Origin of the sequence: Gilliamella sp. wkB308 (assembly GCF_001690185.1) — a bacterium.
In the GTDB taxonomy this organism is placed as follows: Bacteria; Pseudomonadota; Gammaproteobacteria; order Enterobacterales; family Orbaceae; genus Gilliamella; species Gilliamella apicola_I.
This window is the reverse complement of sequence record NZ_LZGN01000037.1, coordinates 245,087-261,731: the sequence shown is the minus strand read 5'-3', so window position 1 is coordinate 261,731 and position 16,645 is coordinate 245,087. Positions and strand designations below refer to the sequence as shown.

Sequence of the window (16,645 nt, the reverse complement as noted above, 5' to 3'; positions counted from 1 at the left end):
TTCAACAATAAGCTTTTAATAAAAAGAATATCAAAATTAATTAGGCACGGGTTAACAATATTCAGAATAGTGCTTTACCTTTATTTTTTAAACCTACAACTATAGACTGCTAAAAATTTAATTAATTGTGATGAGAAACAAAAAATTATTTTAAATGAGGTATATTACCTTGTTATTCTAATAAAACAACAAGGCTTTAGGTATGAAAATAGGATTAACTAATTTTGTTGATTGGACTGATTATCTTCTGAGTTATTATTTGTTTTTTCTTTGATTTTTTTTACTCTTCCTGAAGCTACTGAGGCCATTCTACCAATTGTGTCTCTTAATATTTTACCATCGTCGGTTTTAAACGAAGCTTGTTGTTCAGTACCATTTTGATCCATTTCAAAATAGGCCGCTTCACCAAATCCTAGTTTACTAGCATAGAATAGGTGAGGAACACTACCGCGAGTGGAATTATATACTTGTACAGCGGCATTGTAAGCTTCTCTTCGTATTAGAACGGTGTTTTCAATTTCATCTAATTGAACCATTAATTGTTGGTAAGTTGTATTGGCTTTTAAATCAGGATATCGATTAGCTATCATTTGAACATTACCTAAGATCTGAGAAGTTTGTGATGTGCGGGTAGCTGCGTTGCTAATGCTGTCACTTTCAGTAATGGTAAAGTGTGTAAGCTTTTCGTGATTCCCATAGCTCGAAGCAATATCAGAAAGTCGTTGTGCTATATCTTGTCTCTTTTTGACCGTAGCATAAATATTAGCCTGTTTCTGCTTAACATTTTCGGCTAAACCACGTAGTTTATTATAGGCAAAGAATAACCAACCGGTAATAAAAATTAGAATAATAATAATAGTTGATAACATACATATCCTTATTAAATATCCAATAACTCTTATGTCTAACTATAAGATTGTTAAATTGATGATGCAAATTAACATAAAAATACAATTTTAACAACTAGTTGTTAATTATAAAATTTTTTAAACTGCTTAAGTTTTAAGGAAAATTCAGATATTCACATAGAATATTTCTTATTTTAGTTATCGCCATTATTATTGATTTGAAAAGATAATTTTAGAAATGCTTTTTTAGTAAATTAACGTGAGTTTCCAATACAAATTGAGTTAGAAGAATAAAATTCTAATTTGTGGTGACCGATTGAATTTCATTTTTAAAGAAAAATATAAGTTAATATAATTAAAAAGCAAATTATCGATTTGCAAATCCTTATTATATTAACTTATTTGCTATCATTATTTTGAATTAATAATTACTCAAATCTGATTGCCAAAGGATATACGGATCATAATCATCATCCCCATCAGGTAAAGCTCCTGTTTTTGGTGCCTGTGTAAAATCGGTTTCAGCTAATTGACCATTATCGAGATACTCTATTTTCCATATCAATAAATTCTTTCTGCTTTCGGGTTTATCAAGGTTATAACTAATATGAGAAAGTGAATTATGATAAATAATTTGTCGCCAGCAAGCATCAGAATTTTTAATACAATATTTAATACTAATTGGTTGATATTTTTTGCCATCTTTCAATAACACGGGTATGGCTTTTTGTTCTTGGCTATCAACAAAAAAAGACAAAGAAAGATTATCGGCTAATTGGGCTTTATATTCAGTATAATCGGTATTTGTTTGTGACTGAGGCTGTTTTTGGAAACTATTTTGACTTTCATCTGCATAACTATTACTACCATACAAACTACATAAGAATAATATAGGAATGAATTTTTTCATGATATATTCCATTGTTTCGTTTAGTAAATTGGATTAAGTAATATAGCCAAATGATTAAAGGCTAATAGAAAAGCTATAACAAAAAAATTAGTTATAGCGTACTTAATAGAATAGCTTAAAAAGAAAATAATATGTAGTCATTTCTTGTTAGTGTAGTGATAACATAAGAAAAATTAACCAGTATTAACAAATATTAATCGCAATTTAAAAAAAGAGAATAATTTAAGTGATTAAGCCTTATATCAACCAATAGCTTAACCTTATTCAAAAACAAAGGAATAAAAATAATCAAACCAAATTAAACTCAAAACTAAATTGTTGCCGTCTGATAACGAATAATCTTTATCTTGTAATTTAGCTTTTTTGATTTGAGTAACTGTTAAGGGAATAGTTATACAAGCCATCGTTATACGATTTTTAGTTTTATGAGATACGTATACATAAATAATGTGGTTGTAAATATTTCTTGTGGACACTTGAGGAATAGAAAACTAGGCTTTAAGGCTTATTTATGCTGATTTTGATGTGTTTTAAAGGATTTTGAAGAATGTTGTTGATTATTGAATTGGTGCCGTGGGCGGGACTTGAAAGGCACTGCTTAATTCCTTTTTGAATCGATACTTTCTGTTTTTTATAATTGATTCGTATAACTAAACGTATAACTAAAACGAAAAATGACCCCATAAATTAGATATTATTATCCTGATACACAAAGCATAAAAATTAAAAAAATCGGGTTAGCGTTAAAATGAAAGAGGGTGAGCGGTTTGGATGACTAAAATCTGTAGAGATTTACCTACCCCCCATAAAAATAAAATTTTATAAAAAAGTGTTCACGGTGTTCACTATTTCTTTTAAGCCTTATTCTAAAAGGATTCAGGCGGTGAACACTTAAGGGTTTACTATTCACTAGTGTTCACTTTAGGTGTTCACTACAGTACAAATAATGGATTAATTTAGATCTAGCTATAAATGTTTAGCTAAATATTCCACCATTTCTTTATTATTTAAAAAAGAATTAAATCCTTTTGCTAAGGTTTTTATATTAGTATATCGTTCTTTTTCACTGAGCTGTTTTTCAGCACAACAACAATTAAGACCATCATACATATCAAAGTAATCATAATAGATAAAAAGCCAATGGTCTTTTATTCGATGAAAATACCTGTTCCCAAATTCTATGTATTTAAATACAAAACTATGAAGAAGATTTCCAATATCTTCTAGACTATTACAAGTCATAATTTTTTGGCTAAATAGTCTCATGAAAACTAAACAACTATAATTAATGCTTGGTATAGAAATATTTTTTTCGGAAAGATATCTTTTTAAGTACGTCATAACCTCATCGCTATCTATTTTTTTATCAAGTCCTAAAGACGCAATAATCAATAGTGTTTCTGAATCATTACCTTGCATAACTTGTTTTTCAGCCCAATCAATTACTAAGGCACTCGAATAAAAATACTCTGAAGGTAAGCCATAATATTGATTAAATCTATAAAGTGATAAAATTTCATCGAGAGATAAATTACTCAATTTTACAACCTTATATTTATAAAAAGATATCCATTTAATGTATCTTATCTTGCCTAAGCAAACAACAAAAAACCGCTCAAATTAAGCGGTTTATGTGATAAAAAATAATAACAACTAACTAGGTTCTTCGGCTTTAGGAAGCCAATTTTTACTCATATCTAAATTTCTTCCCATCACAGTATTATTACGTTCTTAATATAAGCCTTTTGAGCCTAATCTAATGATGTGCCAAAGCTGTTTAGTAAAAGGGGCTTATTAGGCCCTGTGTTTTGGACATACTCAATATATGCATGATCTTGCTTTTTCTAAAGCGTCCATTGTGCCGATAACCGTATTACTTTTACCTGCTTAGGGGCTGTGAACACCAGCGTTTTGACTACCTGTGCAAGTGACAAGTTATAAAATATAAACAATTTAATATTATGATTGATTGATATTTTATGATTTGAGTTCAACATATTATTTACCTTCCTTATTGCTAAGTTTGGTATTGAGTCGATTTCTTTGATTGGTAGCGAAACAAGCCAAATCCCTTAATTGTATGAACAAATAACCTATGTCACGCATATCATTTTTAAAGCTTTGCTCGGTATAATCTTCATTTTCACAAGCCCAGAACATCAAATTACCAATCGCACCGATTCCACCTAAAATCGATTGTTGCAGTTCTTCAAAATGGCTCTCTGCTCGTGATAAATGTTCGACAGGAATATCCGCCTTATAAAGATTTAAGACAGAAAGTAAATTAGACAGGTCAAGTTGCCCGTTTTCAGGGTATAGGGTATCATTACTATTAGCCATAGCATTACTCCGTTTAATGTTTGTGGTTAGATGCTTCGATAGTGTTGGTAGCACTTCGAGGCATTGCTTTTTAATGGTCTTACCTTTAGTGTGGTATAAACCATTAACTAATAATCTAACATAATGGTATAAACCAATGCAAGAAGAAAATAAAAAAAGAAGTTTTGATCGTTCCAAGAGTACATCTAAAATAATCCGTTTTGAAGACGATTTACTTGAACTAATAGAAAGACAAATATTACAAGAAAATAGTAACTTTAGCGCATGGGTCAAGGATGCTTGCCGTGAAAAGCTAGCTAAATCAAAAAAGAAATAATCTTTTAACTTAATACCACTGATTAGTGGTATTGATTTTATTCTCGCTATGGGTTCTTTTTTATTATTCCCTTAAATTTCTTATTTTCTTTTTTATGGACTCAAGAAACCTATTTATGAAATTCAATATTAAATCTTGCCAGTATGTCGAAAAATTAAATTATTCCTAAAAAGTAGCTATTTGATTGGCTATTGATAGTAGAAAATCTTCATTGCCAACCAAGAAGAAAATTTCACCTTTTGGATAGCGTTAATCGTGCCGTAGCGATCTACTAAGCGATTATTTAGTGAGTGGATAGATCGCCCTATTGCTAGGGCTTTTAAATAGTTTAAATTAGCATTTAAGGACATGATGCTTCATCGCCCAATAACCGAATCATATAGCTTTTTGATAGCTTGATAAGCTCTGGTTTTCGTTTTTCGTAATCCCACCCCATATCAATTAATGTAATATTTGATTTTTCTAGGTAGGCTAGGTGATTAAGCTGCTGTTCATTAAGATAGTTGCGAATATCACCAGTGATATTATGTGCTTTTCTAAAATCCTTCGCAGACATACCAAGCACAATACCATTAATAATATTAAATTCATTAGTGTAGTGATGTAGTTTAGTCTCTTTATTTTGTGATAACCTTTGTATAGTTAATGCGTCACACATAGGACGGCTATAATCCGCTACCTCGATGCGTGCTTTTAACCGCTTAAGCTCTTTCTTTTGGATTACAGGCTCAATTTCCTTAAAATGTTGTTCACAACGAATAAAGTACTTTCTTATTGCTCTACCTTTTTCGTTGTTTTCAATCATTGCTAATACTTTAGCGGTTCCGATTGTCAGGATGTAATCTGTACTTTTACGATCTCCACCTCGCTCACTTGTCCATTTTATTTGTTGCTCGTTATTTGTGCTTTGATTCCTAAATTCTGATGAATCAATGATTAGAAAATCATCATTGTTAATAAGCCCATATTCTTTTATTCTTCCCTTTATCCAGGTTAAAAAATCATTTCCTACGTTTAAGTAATTATGCAAATCCTTTGCGCTAACTGTTTGCTGTAATTTGCCGTTTAATTGCGTTTCGGTTACTGGTACTAAATTAGTTATATTTGTCATTTTTTTCTCCAATTCTGTTTGTTTATTCCCCATTTAGCTAAATTTAGGCAAGGGGATACCGTCAGCGCAAAAATGCGCTTTGTTCTTAAATAATTAACTAAATGGTTATCTTTTTATGTAGACACTTATAGCAAGTTTGGCTATGATTGGAGGCGTCTAAGTTCCAATCTAAGCCCTTTACTATTTCGTCATATAAAGGGTTTTGCTTTATCACCATTATGCCACCTCGCGATGTTCTACTTTGCGAGATTCAAGCCAAGAATAAATCTCATCAGCTCGATAGCCAACACGGCGCAAGCCTATTCTGATTCTTTGGGGAAAGGTCTCATCTTTCTGTTCTAGCGTATAAAGGCTAGTGTCAGATTTGAATTGAAGTAAGGTTTTTACTTCTTTTTTGGATAAAATTTGATTGGTCATTAGCTATATTCTCCTGATGTTTAAAGACAGGTAAAGGATATAACTGTTAATAAAATATATCATTGCACACAAAATTAAATTTTTGCATGCAAAATATTATTAGCCTATTTTATTGAATTATATAATAATTTATTACATTGAGAAAAGAAAGAATCAATTTTCCTTTTTCCTAACCCTTTGAATTGTGATTGTTCTGAAATCAAATCAGATAACTCCCCTTGAGTCCATTTTTTAGGGCTAGATTCTTTCAAAATTTTCAATATTGAAGCAAGTAATAATTGTGAATATTTATAGTCAATACTATCATCATTTCCCATTAAAGACTGCTCAAACTCTAATAAATGCTTGGTAGTAATAACCAACTCATGATCCTCAGGTAAATTATCTGCAGGATAATCTTCTGGGCTATCCTCAAACTGCTCTCTAAGACTTAAAATATTTCCATCTTCATCGAGAAGAAAGCTACCATCAATCACAAATCGTTCAACTACAGTATGCTGTTTTAATGAAGAAATAAGATTTTCAATCCAAACTCTTTCTGTTCCTACCAAAGGAAAATCATAAATATCCTTATCTAAATAAAATGATTTACCAATAGTTCCTTTTGTAACTAAAACTAGCTCTTCCATATAAAAATCAAATGTGAATTTGTCTTTATATTTTAGATATTCTTGATATATATCTGGCTGTTCATTTTCATATTTTTCTTGTAGCTTAGAAAGCAGATGTTTATATTGATCCTTTAAATATTCCATCTCTAATTTTTTATATTCTTCTGTATTTCTTGAATGTTCATTTCTAAGCTCTTTGGGAGCATGAAACATTCCAAATATCATTCTATCGAAATCACTTTGTAGCTGCCTATGATCCCCGTATTTACAAGCAATTACTTTTACTCCATAAGGAAATTTAACCGATAAAACTATTTTTTTATCTAAAACCCACTCTAAAATATCAATAACTGTAACTGATTCCCCAAATAATCTAGTTAACCGTTCAGCTGCCTCTGATAAGGTCACATATCTTTTTAATGTCAATAGTTTAGAATGATTCATACGCCCCTCACGCCCCTAATAGATATTTGCGCCAGTTCGCTATAGTTGCGAATGTTCGGGGGATTAGCCTAGATGCAAATAATATTATAATATTCAGTTAGCTACATTATAGCACTGTATTTATATTCATAAAGTCAAATTTGAGGTAGTGAATACTAATGAAAAGAGGGGATTTTATTTGCAGTGTTTTAAATAAAATTGTTTTACTTTATAAATGACAAATAAATCAATTTTATAACAAAAAGATTAAGATTATATTTAGAAGTAAAAATAGACTTAAAGCCTTATTTATGCTGATTTTAATGTGTTTTAAAGGATTTTGAAGAATGTTGTTGATTATTGAATTGGTGCCGTGGGCGGGACTTGAACCCGCATGCCCTTAGAGCACTACCCCCTCAAGATAGCGTGTCTACCAATTTCACCACCACGGCGCCGTAATTAATTTGGAATATCCGATGTCGGATTATCATTTGTTGTTTGTTGTGTTGCTTGTTCGCTAGTATTTTGTTGTGTTGTCACAGGCGTACTTTCATTCACATCAATATGACTGAATTTACTGGTACCGACCATGTTAGATAACACAATGCTTAATGCAAAGAATAGCACACCTAAAACGGTAGTTGTACGTGTTAAAAAGTTACCACTGCCTGATGAACCAAATAAGGTTGCAGATGCACCTGCCCCAAATGAAGAGCCCATTTCAGCACCTTTACCACGCTGTATTAATACTAGTACAATTATTGCTAGTGCTATAATCAAATAACCTGCTATTAAAATTCCGTACATTTTAACCTGTCACTTTTTAAGTGTTATACAACAAAAATTTATAGATGCGAAATATTAGCGAAAGTGTGACAAACAAGCAAGTATATTTTCTTATTTTCTGTATTTATCGTAATCAATTGTATGTTTCCGGGGTAAAAATCAGTATAATGTCGCCATTTTTATTATAGTATCGTTGTTTTATGAAATTTATTGTTAAGTTGTTTCCTGAAATTACCATCAAAAGTGAATCTGTTCGTTTACGTTTTATAAAAATATTGACCAGTAATATTCGTAATATTTTGAAACGTCATATTGAAGAAGTCGCGGTTATTCGTCATTGGGATTTTATTGAAGTCCGTCCAAAAGTTGCCAACAGTGAAGCGCAAATTCTTGATTTATTAATCCGAATTCCTGGTATTCATCATATTTTAGCGGTCGATGAGCTACCTTATGTGAATATTCATGACATATTCGAAAAAGCATTGGGTTATTATGCGCCTTTAATTGAAAATAAATCATTTTGTGTACGGGTTAAACGTCGAGGAAAACATGATTTTACCTCGATTGATGTTGAGCGTTATGTTGGTGGGGGACTTAATCAATATGTTGCTTCATCCAAAGTCAAATTAACTCGCCCTGACATTACCGTTAATTTAGAAATTGATAAAGATAAGTTGTTACTTGTTAAAGGTCGATATGATGGTATTGGTGGATTTCCAACAGGAACACAAGAAGATGTGATTTCGTTAATTTCAGGCGGTTTTGATTCTGGTGTGTCAAGCTATATGCTTATTAGACGTGGCTGTCGTGTTCATTATTGCTTTTTTAATCTTGGCGGTAAGACACACGAAATTGGTGTTAAACAGATGGCGCATTATTTATGGGAGCGTTTTGGAAGTTCGCATAAAGTCCGTTTTATTGCTATCGATTTTGCTGATGTGGTAGGTGAGATTCTTGAAAAGGTTGATGACGGTCAAATGGGGGTTATTCTTAAACGAATGATGATTCGAGCCGCGTCAAAAATTGCTCAGCGCTATAAGGTCGAAGCATTGGTGACTGGTGAGGCTTTAGGGCAGGTTTCAAGTCAAACATTGACCAATTTACGCTTAATCGATAATGTCAGCGATACTTTAGTGTTACGTCCTCTTATTACGCATGATAAAGAAACCATTATTAATCTTGCTCGTCAGATTGGAACGGAAGATATTGCTAAAACGATGCCAGAATTTTGTGGTGTGATTTCGAAAAGTCCAACCGTGAAGGCAGTAAAAGAAAAAATTGAAGCCGAAGAGTTGAATTTTGATTTTTCTATTTTAGATAAGGCGGTTAATGAAGCTGAAAATATCGATATTCGTGAAATTGCTAAACAAGCCGATACAACTATTACGCAAGTCGAAACTGTTAGTAAACTTAATGATGAACATGTGGTTATTGATATTCGTTCCCCAGATGAACAAGAAGATCAACCTCTTGAATTAAGCGATGTTGAAGTTAAGCTTATTCCATTTTATAAGTTGGCTACTCAATTTGGCAATTTAGATCAATCTAAGCAATATTTACTTTATTGTGCACGAGGTGTAATGAGTAAATTACAGGCTTTATACCTTATTGAACAGGGTTTTTGTAACGTTAAAATATTTAAAGAATAAAATTGCTAAGAATTTTGTATATTGTTAGCACTTTTTGCATATATAATAACGGTAAGGAAAAAATAAAAGCTATATCAATAATAGGATTAATTTTAATTAAAATATAAATATTATGAATCAATAGGATTAAGAGGGTTGTAATGAACAAATTACTTGTAGTTGATGATGATCCAGAGATAGCCTCGTTGTTGTGTGAATTATTAGAATTAGAAGGATTTGAAGTTGTAACAGCTAATAATGGCGTACAGGCTTTAGATAAGTTTGATAATACCATTGATCTTATTTTACTTGATATTATGATGCCTGAAATGAATGGATTAAGTGTTTTATCTCAACTTAGAAATAAATACACGGTTCCGGTTATTTTTTTAACGGCTAAAGACAACGAGTTTGACAAAATTATTGGACTTGAACTTGGTGCAGATGATTATATCTTGAAACCATTTAATGATAGGGAGTTAGTTGCGCGGATTAACGCACTATTACGTCGTAAACGTTGGGATAATTTAGTTGGTGGCTTTGGTGAGAAGTCTCTTCAATATACGATTGATAAATTAACCGTTAATCGAAAGCAACAATCTGTTTCTTTTGATGACAAATATATTGAATTAACAGGCACCGAATTTCAAATATTATTAAAACTTCTTGAAAATGCAGGAAAAATAATTTCTCGTGATACCTTGAGTGAAACAGTGCTTGGTAAAGAGTTTATTCCTCTTGCGCGTTCAATTGATGTTCATGTTTCTAATTTACGTAAGAAGCTTCCACCCCGTAGTGATGGCTTACCGTGGATTAAAACATTGCGATCTAAGGGCTATCTATTTGTCGTAGATCAGAATGATGATCTGTTACAAAGTTAGATGTTGTTTATTAAAAAGGTAAGAAGATATGTGGATTTTTGATCGTCTGACTATCCGAATATTCACTATATTCTTACTTACAATAGCTTTTTTTTTGATGCTGATTATCGTTTTGCCGACTCTGGATTCCCGAAATTTAACTTATTTGGCGAATAAAGAAAAAGAAACTGGCAATATACTCGCTAATCAGCTCGAAAAAGAGCTAATCAATGTTCCTAAAAATAGTTTTCGTTGGTGGATGCGTTTTATTGTTGTTATGGATAATCATCAAAAATCCGAACAATTCTTATTTATCTTAACACCCAATGAGCAAATCATAACCGCAGATACTAAAAACATAGATTTAGTAAAAAACTTTAGTGAAAAATCACATAATGTTGATGATCCTGCTAAAAAGATTTATGGTTCGCAAGAAATCATCGGCCCATTTCTGGTAAATTACGCTAAAGAGCAATATAAATTGTATGTTTTACAGCCAGCATCGGATATTCAATCACAGTTTGTTAGCCTTATCTTCGATCATCCCTTTTTGTTGTTGGCACTAACTATGCTAATTAGCTCGCCATTTTTACTTTGGCTATCTTGGAGTATCGCAAAACCAGCAAGACGTTTAAAAAGCGCAGCTGATCAGGTTGCTAAAGGTAATTTACAAGAGTGGCCAGATCTTGAAACGATCGGTTCTTCTGAGTATAAAGCAACAGGTGCAAGTTTTAACCATATGTTACGGGAACTGAAACGTATGCAAGAATCTCAACAACGTTTATTTTCCGATATCTCTCATGAATTACGAACACCATTGACACGTTTACAGCTTGCCGCATCATTATTGCGTCGTAAGCAAGGCGAAGGTACAGAAGTCACTCGTATTAACAATGAAGCCTTAAAACTCGATGCCATGATTGGGGATTTATTATCATTAGCCAGACATCAATATGATAATAATGAAATTCGGGAATTAAATAGTATCAATGTGTTATTTAAGCAAGTGCTTGATAATGCCACATTTGAAGCAGAACAAATTGGAAAAGATTTCTTAATTATAAATCCACCGGGCAATCAGACTATTTTGTGTTATCCAGCGGCGTTATGTAGTGCGCTTGAAAATGTAATACGCAATGCTTTTCGTTATTCAAATCATAAAATTGTGGTGGATTTTGTCGCTCATCATAAATACCTAACTATTACTATTGATGATGATGGGTTAGGGGTGGCTGACAATGAATTAGAACAAATCTTTAGACCCTTTTATCGTACCAGCGAAGCACGAGATCGTGAATCAGGTGGAACAGGTTTAGGTTTAGCCATTGTTTGTAACGCAATTACACGAGACCACGGAACTGTTAAAGCAGAGAAAAGTCCATTAGGGGGACTAAGAGTTGTGATAGTATTGCCTATCCAAAATAAAAAATAGAAGAGAATTGTTGTGTATATAGCGCCATTAAATATTGTTTTGTTTGAACCCGAAATTCCTGCTAATACAGGTAATATTATCCGTCTTTGTGCAAATACAGGCTTTAATTTACATATTATTGAACCAATGGGATTCTTTTGGGATGATAAAAAACTAAGGCGTGCAGGGCTTGATTATCAAGAGTTTGTCGATGTAAAACGTTATAAAAATATTCATCATTTTTTAGAATCAAACCAAATTGATTTAGCCACACAAGTTTATGCATTAACGACAAAAGGGCAAAAGTCACATAGTGAAGTCAGTTATAAACACAATGACTTTTTGATGTTCGGCCCAGAAACACGGGGATTACCAGCTTCTATACTTGATGCGCTTCCACAAGATCATAAAATTCGCATTCCTATGTTAGCCAATAGCCGTAGCATGAATTTATCTAACTCCGTTGCGGTGGTAGTTTATGAATCATGGCGACAATTAGGTTATATCGGTGCTAAATAACTATTTAGTCGTTGTTTGAAAAACTAGAAATGAAGAATGAAAAAAGAGTTTAGCTATTTTATCAATGTTGACAAGTAACTTTGTGAGCGTTGTTTGGAATATAGCCAGACTGTTTAAGCCTCGCTATATTCTTTCAATCGTTAAGATACTTAACCGATTTTATTTAACACGTGAAACGTATTCGCCTGAACGTGTATCAACTTTAAGTACTTCACCAATTTGTACAAACAGTGGTACACGGACAACAGCACCAGTTGATAATGTTGCTGGTTTACCGCCAGTTCCTGCTGTATCACCTTTTAAACCTGGATCTGTTTCGATAACTTCAAGTTCAACAAAGTTAGGTGGGGTAACGGCGATAGGTTGTCCGTTCCATAATGTTAAAATACATTCAGCTTGATCAACTAACCATTTAGCATTGTCTCCAACCGCTTTGGCATCAGCAGATAGTTGTTCAAATGTGTCGTTATTCATGAAGTGCCAAAATTCACCGTCGGTATATAAATAGGTTAAGTTCATATCGACAACATCGGCTGCTTCAACAGATTCACCAGATTTGAACGTTTTATCAACGGTTTTACCAGAAAGTAATTTTTTAATTTTAACGCGGTTAATTGCTTGCCCTTTTCCAGGTTTATAAAATTCGTTTTCAACTATTACGCACGGCTCACCATCTTGCATTATTTTAAGACCGGCTTTAAACTCATTAGTACTATAAGATGCCATAAAAGCTCCAACTATGATTCTGAATTACAAAAATGAGCCATATTATACAGCAAAAAGTTGAACTACCAAATAAAGATGACTGGATTTTTGATCTTGCTAATGTTGTGACCGATATCAAGCAACTTTATTGTTATTTAGATTTGGATCCAGATACGATTTCTATGTCAATGAAACAAGCGAAAAAACAGTTTCCGCTTCGAGTTCCTATGGCTTTTATTCATCGAATGAAGAAGGGTGACTATAGCGATCCGCTGTTGTTACAAGTACTTTGTAATGATAATGAAATGATTGAAGTTAATGGTTTTAGTGCCGATCCGCTGCTAGAACAAGATAACGCCATTCCGGGATTATTGCATAAATATCACAATCGAGCCTTGTTGATGACTAAAACGGCGTGTGCGATTAATTGCCGTTACTGTTTTAGGCGACATTTTCCGTATCATGAAAATCAGGGTAATAAAAAAAATCTTACTGTTGCATTAGATTATATTGCGAATCATGCAGAACTTGATGAAATCATATTATCTGGTGGTGATCCATTAATGGCTAAAGATCATGAGTTGGATTATTTAATCAGTGAATTAGAAAAAATTAAGCATGTTAAGCGGCTACGCATTCATACCCGTTTAGCGGTAGTGATTCCTTCTCGTATTACCGCTAAACTTTGTCGACTTTTTGCTAAAAGTCGTTTACAAATTGTTGTTGTCACGCATATTAATCACCCTAATGAAATTGATGATGATGTGTCACAAGCAGTTAATCAATTAAAGCAACATAATGTGACCGTTCTTAATCAAAGTGTGTTATTGAAAAATATTAATGATAATGTGACGACGTTAGCACAATTGAGTAATAAGCTGTTTGATAATGGTATTTTGCCTTATTACATACATTTATTAGATAAAGTACAAGGAGCCGCTCATTTTTTAGTAGAAGACAAGCACGCTAAACAATTAATGAAGCAGTTATCTGAACAGGTATCGGGCTATTTAGTTCCTAAATTAGCACGTGAAGTCGGCGGTGAAAAAAGTAAGCGAGTCCTAACTTTTAATGATTAATTTATTCGAAATTAAAGGGTGACATGATATCTGATACTTACGGCAGTGATGGCTATTTTAGGTTATTTTTATATCATTTATCTTTTAAAATCTCATTGACGAAAAATAAAATAGCCTCTATAATTCCGACCTCTTTAATTAATGCTGTGGAGTTTTTACTCTACAACTTGTTGATAAATTAGATTTGGATATAAATCGTCATGAAACGCACATTTCAACCATCAGTATTAAAACGCAACAGAACTCACGGTTTCCGTGCACGTATGGCTACTAAAAACGGTCGTCAAGTTCTTGCTCGCCGTCGTGCTAAAGGCCGTGCTCGTTTAACTGTTTCTAGCTAATTTAAAGTTGAGTGACTAAACTCACTTTTCCTCGGGAGTTGCGCTTGTTAACTCCCTTTGATTTTAATTATGTTTTTCAAGAGTCCACACGAGCGGGATCGCCTTTTCTTACGCTAATTACTCGTAAAAACCAGTTATCGCATCCACGTTTGGGGTTTGCTATAGCTAAAAAGCAGGTTAAGCGAGCACATGAGCGTAATCGGATCAAACGACTTGCTAAAGAGTATTTCCGTCATCATCAACATCAATTACCTAACGTTGATTTTATTTTAATGGCAAAGCAACCTGTTATAGAATTAGATAATCAACAACTTTTCGCTACATTAGATAAACTATGCCAAAAAATTGTCGGCAAACATCAGGTTTGAACAAAATTTTATTGATTATTAAACAGCATGTAATGGCTTGTAAGTTATTGATAATAAATATTTTTGTTTTAATGATTCGTATTTATCAAAAAGTCATTAGCCCTTTATTTGGTCCAAAATGTCGCTTTACGCCAACTTGTTCTCAGTATGCAATAATTGCGCTAAGACGCTTTGGATTATTAAAAGGAGGTTGGCTAACAGTGAAACGTGTATTAAAATGTCACCCTTTACATGAGGGAGGAGAAGATCTTGTTCCTCCTAATATTAAAAACAATAGAGAAAAACACTAATGGGATCTCAACGTAATATTTTAGTTATTGCTTTACTTTTTGTATCGTTTTTTATTTGGAAGGCTTGGGAAGAGGATCATGCCCCTAAACCACCTATTACCAATCAAATGACACAACATGTTAGTGATAATGATTCGAATGATGCTTCACTGCTTGGTAAGAGCATTATTGTTAAATCTGATGTTCTTTCACTTACCATTAATACTTATGGTGGTGATGTGCAAGCGGCTCAATTATTAAAATATGAGCAGACTCTCCATTCAGGTACACCTTTCCAATTGTTAACCTCACGTCCTGATTATGTTTATATTGCCGAAAGTGGTTTAACCGGTAAAGATGGCCCTGATAATGCGACGCAAAACTCTCAACGTCCAGTTTATCAAACAGCGCAGACCGAATATACGTTAGCCGACGGGCAAGATGAACTGCGCGTACCGCTCAGTTATCAAATCAATGGCGTGAAATATACTAAATATTATGTGTTGCATCGTGGCAGTTATGCAATTGATGTTGAGTACGCAATTGATAACCAAAGTTCAACGCCTGTTGAAGTTGCGATGTATGGACAGTTAAAACAGACTATTGAGTTACCTCATGATGCCGTGACTGAAGGCGGTGGCGGGTTAGGGCTAAGTGCTTTCCGTGGTACGGCTTACTCTAGCGCTGATACAAATTATAGCAAATACAGTTTTGATGATATTAAAAATAAAGCGTTATCTATCGAAACAACAACAGGCTGGGTTGCGATGTTGCAACACTATTTTGCATCGGCTTGGGTTCCAACACAAGATCAGAAGAATTTATTCTATTCTCGAGCTGCGGCAAAGAATTCGCAAGCAACTATTGGTTTTAAAGGTGAATCCACAACAGTGCAAGCAGGCAGTACCCAAACGATTAGTGCAAAATTGTGGTTAGGCCCTGAAATTCAAAGCGAATTAAAACAAACCGCAAAACATCTTGATTTGATTGTGGATTATGGTTGGTTATGGTTCTTATCTCAACCTCTATTTTATTTATTGAAATTTATCCAAAGTTTTGTTGGTAATTGGGGAATTGCAATTATTGCTATCACGTTTATCGTTCGTGGTATTTTATTCCCATTAACACGTGCACAATATCGCTCAATGGCTAGAATGAAGTTATTACAACCTCGATTACAAGCGTTAAAAGAGCGTTATGGTGATGACCGACAAAAAATGGGCATGGAAACTATGGCGCTTTATAAGCAAGAAAAAGTAAATCCGTTAGGTGGTTGTTTACCACTATTGATTCAAATGCCAATTTTCTTGTCATTATTCTATATGTTAGGTAATAGTGTTGAACTCCGTCATGCCCCATTTGCCCTTTGGATTCATGACTTATCAGCACAAGATCCATATTATATTTTACCGTTATTAATGGGTGGGACGATGTTCTTAATTCAGAAGATGTCACCAACACCTGTTACAGACCCATTACAACAAAAATTGATGACCTATATGCCATTAATCTTTACGGTATTCTTCTTATGGTTCCCATCTGGCTTAGTTTTATACTATATCGTCAGTAATTTATTTACGATTGCACAGCAACGTATTATCTATTGGGAATTAGAGAAAAAAGGTCTTCACGAAAAGAAAAAGAAATAATGAGAATTTGAAGGAGGAGTAAAATCCTCCTTTTTCGTATCTGTTTTTGAGTAT

The 16,645-nt window shown here is 33.3% G+C and carries 19 protein-coding genes and 1 tRNA gene; 10 read left to right on the top strand and 10 right to left on the bottom strand.

Going from position 1 to position 16,645, the window contains the following annotated elements; all coding sequences use genetic code 11:
• Positions 1-218 precede the first annotated feature (218 nt).
• The 4 genes from A9G10_RS07610 to A9G10_RS07595 all read right to left on the bottom strand — a co-directional run bounded on the left by A9G10_RS07610 (position 219) and on the right by A9G10_RS07595 (position 4,098).
• Positions 219-869 (bottom strand): LemA family protein, encoded by a 651-nt coding sequence (locus A9G10_RS07610; protein ID WP_065558937.1) that lies wholly within the window; start codon positions 867-869, stop codon positions 219-221.
• 400 nt (positions 870-1,269) lie between these two features.
• The gene (locus tag A9G10_RS07605) at positions 1,270-1,758 is read right to left on the bottom strand and encodes a hypothetical protein (protein ID WP_065558936.1); all 489 of its coding nucleotides are present in this window, start codon (positions 1,756-1,758) and stop codon (positions 1,270-1,272) included.
• A 966-nt stretch (positions 1,759-2,724) separates the two neighbouring features.
• Entirely contained in the window at positions 2,725-3,297 is a 573-nt protein-coding gene (locus A9G10_RS07600) for a hypothetical protein (protein ID WP_065558935.1), read from the bottom strand.
• Between the two features lie 459 nt (positions 3,298-3,756).
• Positions 3,757-4,098, bottom strand: a complete 342-nt coding sequence (locus tag A9G10_RS07595) for a hypothetical protein (protein ID WP_065558934.1) — start codon at positions 4,096-4,098, stop codon at positions 3,757-3,759.
• Between the two features lie 136 nt (positions 4,099-4,234).
• Here A9G10_RS07595 and A9G10_RS07590 point away from each other — a divergent pair, with 136 nt between their 5' ends.
• Positions 4,235-4,414 carry a YlcI/YnfO family protein gene (locus A9G10_RS07590; protein WP_065558933.1) on the top strand — a complete coding sequence of 60 codons (180 nt, stop codon included), beginning with the start codon at positions 4,235-4,237 and terminating at the stop codon, positions 4,412-4,414.
• A 340-nt stretch (positions 4,415-4,754) separates the two neighbouring features.
• Here the strand turns inward: A9G10_RS07590 and A9G10_RS07585 are convergent, their stop codons facing one another.
• The 5 genes from A9G10_RS07585 to secG form a co-directional block, all read right to left on the bottom strand.
• The gene (locus tag A9G10_RS07585; protein WP_179855820.1) at positions 4,755-5,525 is read right to left on the bottom strand and encodes an antA/AntB antirepressor family protein; all 771 of its coding nucleotides are present in this window, start codon (positions 5,523-5,525) and stop codon (positions 4,755-4,757) included.
• A 216-nt stretch (positions 5,526-5,741) separates the two neighbouring features.
• Entirely contained in the window at positions 5,742-5,942 is a 201-nt protein-coding gene (locus A9G10_RS07580; protein ID WP_065558931.1) for a helix-turn-helix transcriptional regulator, read from the bottom strand.
• A 104-nt stretch (positions 5,943-6,046) separates the two neighbouring features.
• Positions 6,047-6,997, bottom strand: coding sequence for a hypothetical protein (locus A9G10_RS07575; protein ID WP_065558930.1), 951 nt, complete (start codon positions 6,995-6,997; stop codon positions 6,047-6,049).
• 345 nt (positions 6,998-7,342) lie between these two features.
• Positions 7,343-7,428: transfer RNA gene (locus A9G10_RS07570), tRNA-Leu, on the bottom strand.
• Between the two features lie 7 nt (positions 7,429-7,435).
• A complete protein-coding gene (secG, locus tag A9G10_RS07565; protein WP_065558929.1) occupies positions 7,436-7,783 on the bottom strand; it encodes a preprotein translocase subunit SecG in 348 nt (115 codons plus the stop codon).
• Positions 7,784-7,962: 179 nt separating this feature from the next.
• Between secG and thiI the strand changes: the two genes are divergently transcribed.
• The 4 genes from thiI to trmL all read left to right on the top strand — a co-directional run bounded on the left by thiI (position 7,963) and on the right by trmL (position 12,180).
• Positions 7,963-9,411 (top strand): tRNA uracil 4-sulfurtransferase ThiI, encoded by a 1,449-nt coding sequence (thiI, locus tag A9G10_RS07560; RefSeq protein WP_065558928.1) that lies wholly within the window; start codon positions 7,963-7,965, stop codon positions 9,409-9,411.
• A 140-nt stretch (positions 9,412-9,551) separates the two neighbouring features.
• Entirely contained in the window at positions 9,552-10,271 is a 720-nt protein-coding gene (locus A9G10_RS07555) for a response regulator (RefSeq protein WP_065558927.1), read from the top strand.
• 28 nt (positions 10,272-10,299) lie between these two features.
• Positions 10,300-11,682: an envelope stress sensor histidine kinase CpxA gene (gene cpxA, locus A9G10_RS07550; RefSeq protein WP_218837359.1), complete on the top strand. Its 1,383-nt coding sequence runs from the start codon at positions 10,300-10,302 to the stop codon at positions 11,680-11,682.
• Positions 11,683-11,700: 18 nt separating this feature from the next.
• Positions 11,701-12,180 (top strand): tRNA (uridine(34)/cytosine(34)/5-carboxymethylaminomethyluridine(34)-2'-O)-methyltransferase TrmL, encoded by a 480-nt coding sequence (trmL, locus tag A9G10_RS07545; protein ID WP_065559030.1) that lies wholly within the window; start codon positions 11,701-11,703, stop codon positions 12,178-12,180.
• Positions 12,181-12,339: 159 nt separating this feature from the next.
• Here the strand turns inward: trmL and efp are convergent, their stop codons facing one another.
• The gene (gene efp, locus A9G10_RS07540) at positions 12,340-12,906 is read right to left on the bottom strand and encodes an elongation factor P (protein ID WP_034882790.1); all 567 of its coding nucleotides are present in this window, start codon (positions 12,904-12,906) and stop codon (positions 12,340-12,342) included.
• A 32-nt stretch (positions 12,907-12,938) separates the two neighbouring features.
• Here efp and epmB point away from each other — a divergent pair, with 32 nt between their 5' ends.
• The 5 genes from epmB (at position 12,939) to yidC (ending at position 16,591) form a co-directional block, all read left to right on the top strand.
• Positions 12,939-13,964 (top strand): EF-P beta-lysylation protein EpmB, encoded by a 1,026-nt coding sequence (gene epmB, locus A9G10_RS07535; protein WP_065558926.1) that lies wholly within the window; start codon positions 12,939-12,941, stop codon positions 13,962-13,964.
• Positions 13,965-14,164: 200 nt separating this feature from the next.
• Positions 14,165-14,305 (top strand): 50S ribosomal protein L34, encoded by a 141-nt coding sequence (rpmH, locus tag A9G10_RS07530; protein WP_039105005.1) that lies wholly within the window; start codon positions 14,165-14,167, stop codon positions 14,303-14,305.
• Positions 14,306-14,316: 11 nt separating this feature from the next.
• Complete coding sequence (rnpA, locus tag A9G10_RS07525) at positions 14,317-14,673, top strand: ribonuclease P protein component (RefSeq protein WP_081299137.1); 357 nt, start codon at positions 14,317-14,319, stop codon at positions 14,671-14,673.
• A gap of 32 nt (positions 14,674-14,705) precedes the next feature.
• On the top strand, positions 14,706-14,963 hold the full coding sequence (gene yidD / locus A9G10_RS07520; protein ID WP_065559029.1) for a membrane protein insertion efficiency factor YidD: 258 nt from the start codon (positions 14,706-14,708) through the stop codon (positions 14,961-14,963).
• Positions 14,963-16,591, top strand: a complete 1,629-nt coding sequence (gene yidC / locus A9G10_RS07515) for a membrane protein insertase YidC (protein ID WP_065558924.1) — start codon at positions 14,963-14,965, stop codon at positions 16,589-16,591. Before yidD ends, yidC begins: the two co-directional genes overlap by 1 nt.
• Positions 16,592-16,645: the final 54 nt, after the last annotated feature.

Bases quoted from the DNA above. Each gene is read 5' to 3' on its own strand.
- thiI (WP_065558928.1), top strand. From the start codon at position 7,963: ATGAAATTTATTGTTAAGTTGTTTCCTGAAATTACCATCAAAAGTGAA.
- A9G10_RS07580 (WP_065558931.1), bottom strand. From the start codon at position 5,942: ATGACCAATCAAATTTTATCCAAAAAAGAAGTAAAAACCTTACTTCAA.
- cpxA (WP_218837359.1), top strand. From the start codon at position 10,300: ATGTGGATTTTTGATCGTCTGACTATCCGAATATTCACTATATTCTTA.
- rpmH (WP_039105005.1), top strand. From the start codon at position 14,165: ATGAAACGCACATTTCAACCATCAGTATTAAAACGCAACAGAACTCAC.
- A9G10_RS07575 (WP_065558930.1), bottom strand. From the start codon at position 6,997: ATGAATCATTCTAAACTATTGACATTAAAAAGATATGTGACCTTATCA.
- yidD (WP_065559029.1), top strand. From the start codon at position 14,706: ATGGCTTGTAAGTTATTGATAATAAATATTTTTGTTTTAATGATTCGT.
- A9G10_RS07610 (WP_065558937.1), bottom strand. From the start codon at position 869: ATGTTATCAACTATTATTATTATTCTAATTTTTATTACCGGTTGGTTA.
- A9G10_RS07595 (WP_065558934.1), bottom strand. From the start codon at position 4,098: ATGGCTAATAGTAATGATACCCTATACCCTGAAAACGGGCAACTTGAC.
- yidC (WP_065558924.1), top strand. From the start codon at position 14,963: ATGGGATCTCAACGTAATATTTTAGTTATTGCTTTACTTTTTGTATCG.
- A9G10_RS07585 (WP_179855820.1), bottom strand. From the start codon at position 5,525: ATGACAAATATAACTAATTTAGTACCAGTAACCGAAACGCAATTAAAC.
- epmB (WP_065558926.1), top strand. From the start codon at position 12,939: ATGAGCCATATTATACAGCAAAAAGTTGAACTACCAAATAAAGATGAC.
- A9G10_RS07590 (WP_065558933.1), top strand. From the start codon at position 4,235: ATGCAAGAAGAAAATAAAAAAAGAAGTTTTGATCGTTCCAAGAGTACA.
- A9G10_RS07605 (WP_065558936.1), bottom strand. From the start codon at position 1,758: ATGAAAAAATTCATTCCTATATTATTCTTATGTAGTTTGTATGGTAGT.
- secG (WP_065558929.1), bottom strand. From the start codon at position 7,783: ATGTACGGAATTTTAATAGCAGGTTATTTGATTATAGCACTAGCAATA.
- efp (WP_034882790.1), bottom strand. From the start codon at position 12,906: ATGGCATCTTATAGTACTAATGAGTTTAAAGCCGGTCTTAAAATAATG.
- A9G10_RS07555 (WP_065558927.1), top strand. From the start codon at position 9,552: ATGAACAAATTACTTGTAGTTGATGATGATCCAGAGATAGCCTCGTTG.